Origin of the sequence: Xinfangfangia pollutisoli, from assembly GCF_020179405.1 — a bacterium.
GTDB classification, from domain to species: Bacteria; Pseudomonadota; Alphaproteobacteria; order Rhodobacterales; family Rhodobacteraceae; genus Pseudogemmobacter; species Pseudogemmobacter pollutisoli.
In genome coordinates this window covers 1-3,072 of sequence record NZ_JAICBZ010000159.1, presented here as the reverse complement: position 1 = coordinate 3,072, position 3,072 = coordinate 1, and the positions used below count along the sequence as shown (strand labels likewise).

Here is a 3,072-nt window from a genome sequence, read left to right as displayed (position 1 = left end):
CTTGGCCGGCTGGGCCGGGCAACCGCCGCGCTGGCGCTGGGCCTCTGCCTTCTGGGCACAGCCCCCCCGCCCGCCCAGGCACAAGAGCCCGCGGCCCCGGGCGCCGCGGCGCAGCCCGGCGACGATTTCGCCATTCAGGCCACCAGCGCCGTGGTGCTGGCCCATGTGCTGACCGGCGATGCAGCGGTCGATGACATGGCCCAGGCCGGGCTGCGGGGCCTGGGCGACCGGCTGTGGGAACGCACCGCGATCGAACCGGCCGAGCCGATGGCGGTCGATATCGAACGCGACGAGCTGGCCTTCTTCCCCTTCCTGTACTGGCCGGTGACGGCCAGCATGCCCACGCCCTCGGACGCGGCCTATCAGAAGCTGAACCAGTATCTGCGCAGTGGCGGGATGATCCTGTTCGACACGCGCGATGCCGATGTCTCGGCCTTTGGCGGCACGACGCCCGAGGCCGAGGCGCTGCAACGGATCGCCGCGGGGCTGGACATTCCGGCGCTGGAGCAGATCCCGGGCGACCATGTGCTGACCCGCACCTTCTATCTGATCCAGGAATTCCCCGGCCGCTACAGCGAAGGCTCGCTTTGGGTCGAAGCCGCGCCCGCCGATGCCGCCGCGGCCGAGGGCGCGCCGTTTCGCAATCTTAACGACGGGGTGACGCCGGTGGTGATCGGCGGCAATGACTGGGCCTCGGCCTGGGCCAGCGACGATCAGGGCGTGCCGCTTCTGCCGGTGGGCCGTGGCTTCGCCGGCGAGCGCCAGCGCGAGATCGCCTATCGCTTTGGCATCAACCTGATCATGCATGTGCTGACCGGCAATTACAAATCCGACCAGGTCCATGTGCCGGCACTGCTGGAAAGGCTGGGGCAATGACCAATCCGATCGCAGGTCTGGTCTTCGCGCCGCTGGTGCCCTGGCCCTTGATCTGGGCGCTGGCCGGGATCGCCGCGCTGCTGCTGGCGCTGGCGCTGTGGCGCGGCCTGCCGGGCTGGGCCCTGCGTGGCCTGGCGGCACTGGCGCTGCTGGCCGCGCTGACCGGCCCTGCCCTGCAGCAGGAGGAACGCGAAAGCCTGTCGGATATCGTGATCCTGGTCGTCGATGACAGCGCAAGCCAGGGCTTGTCGGACCGCCGCGCCCAGACCGCCGCCGCCATTGCCGGGGTCGAGGCCGAAATCGCGGCCCTGCCCGGCACCGAATTGCGCATCCGCCGCTTTTCGGACGGGGAAGAAGATGCCGGCACGCTGGCGATGACCGCCGTGTCCGAGGCGCTGGCCGAGGAACCCCGCGCGCGCGTGGCCGGGGTGATCCTGATCTCGGACGGGCGGGTGCATGATCTGGACCTGACCGCGCAGATCCCCGCGCCCTTCCATCTGCTGCTGACCGGCCATGACCGCGACTGGGACCGCCGGCTGGTGATCAAGAACGCCCCGGCCTTTGCCATCATCGGCGAGGAATTCACCCTGTCTCTGATGATCGAGGATCGCGGCGCCGTGCCGGCCTCGGCCGGGGATATGGTCGATCTGACGATCGCCGTCGATGCCGATGCGCCGCAGACCTATACGGTCCCGGTCGGGGAAGAGCTGGAGCTGCCGGTCACCCTGTCGCATGGCGGCATGAACGTGCTGCAATTCTCGGTGCCCGGCGCGGAGGGCGAGCTGACCGACCGCAACAATGCCGCGGTGGTGCAGGTGAACGGCGTGCGCGACCGGCTGCGGGTGCTGCTGGTCTCGGGCGAGCCGCATGCGGGCGAACGGGTCTGGCGCAACCTGTTGAAATCGGATGCCTCGGTCGATCTGGTGCATTTCACCATCCTGCGGCCGCCGGAAAAGCAGGATGGCGTGCCGGTCGACGAATTGTCGCTGATCGCCTTCCCGACGCGCGAGCTGTTCGTCGAGAAGATCAGCGAATTCGACCTGATCATCTTCGACCGCTACCGGATGCGGGGCATCCTGCCGATGTCCTATATCGAGAATGTGGTGAATTACGTGAAGGGCGGCGGCACGGTTCTGGTCGCGGCGGGCCCGGAATATGGCGCGGTGGATTCGCTTTACCGCTCGCCCCTGTCGGAAATCCTGCCGGTCGCGCCCACGGCGCAGGTGATCGAGGGCGGGTTCAAGCCGAAGATCACCGAATTGGGCCAGCGCCATCCGGTGACCGAGGGGCTTGAGAAATTCGCCCCCGCCCCGCCTTCTGCCGATGGCACGCCCGGCTGGGGCCGCTGGATGCGGGCGATCGAGGTCGAGAAATTCTCGGGCCAGACGGTGATGGAAGGGCCAAACGGCCTGCCGCTTCTGGTGCTGGACCGGGTGGGCGAGGGTCGGGTAGCGGTTCTGGCCTCGGATCAGGCCTGGCTCTGGGGGCGCGGCTATGAAGGCGGCGGGCCGCAGCTGGAATTGCTGCGCCGGCTGGCGCATTGGATGCTGAAAGAACCCGAGCTTGAGGAAGAGACGCTGACCGCCACCGCGAAGGGCGAGGTGCTGACCATCACGCGGCGGACGATTTCCGACCAGCCGCCGGGCGATCTGGTGGTGACCGGGCCCGATGGCGCGCAGCAGGTGCTGAAGATGGAACAGAAGGCGCCCGGTCATTACGAGACGCACTGGCAGGCGCCGGGTCTGGGCCTGTACCGGCTGGAGCAGGGCGATCTGACCCGGGTGATCGGCGTCGGCCCCTCGGCCCCGCGGGAATTCCTGGAAACCATCGCCTCGGGCGAGGCTCTGGCGCCGCTGGTCGAGGCGACGCGGGGCGGGATCGTGGCGCTGGACGATGGCATGCCCGACATCCGCAGCGTGGCGGCGGATCGGCCGGCGGCGGGGCGGGGCTGGATCGGCATCACGCCGCGCGCGGCCTATCTGACGACGGCGGTGACCATGGCCGAGATGCTGCCCGTCTGGGCCTGGGCGCTGATCGCGGCGCTGCTGTCGGTGCTGGCCTGGCTGATCGAGGGGCGGCGCGGCGCGAAAGCGGTCTGAGTGGCGGTGGGATGGCCGGCCGGGGGGGGGGGGGGGGGGGGGGGGGGGGGGGGGGGGGGGGGGGGGGGGGGGGGGGGGGGGGGGGGGGGGGGGGGGG

General features: G+C 70.0%; 2 protein-coding genes. Both read left to right on the top strand.

From position 1 onward, the window contains the following. Positions 1-876 (top strand): DUF4159 domain-containing protein (locus K1Y73_RS21655; protein WP_225030476.1); only part of this gene is annotated, 876 nt, incomplete at its 5' end. Next, positions 873-2,975, top strand: a complete 2,103-nt coding sequence (locus K1Y73_RS21650; RefSeq protein ID WP_263626734.1) for a hypothetical protein — start codon at positions 873-875, stop codon at positions 2,973-2,975. The genes K1Y73_RS21655 and K1Y73_RS21650, both read left to right, overlap by 4 nt. Positions 2,976-3,072 lie beyond the last annotated feature (97 nt).

Bases quoted from the DNA above. Each gene is read 5' to 3' on its own strand.
- K1Y73_RS21650 (WP_263626734.1), top strand. From the start codon at position 873: ATGACCAATCCGATCGCAGGTCTGGTCTTCGCGCCGCTGGTGCCCTGG.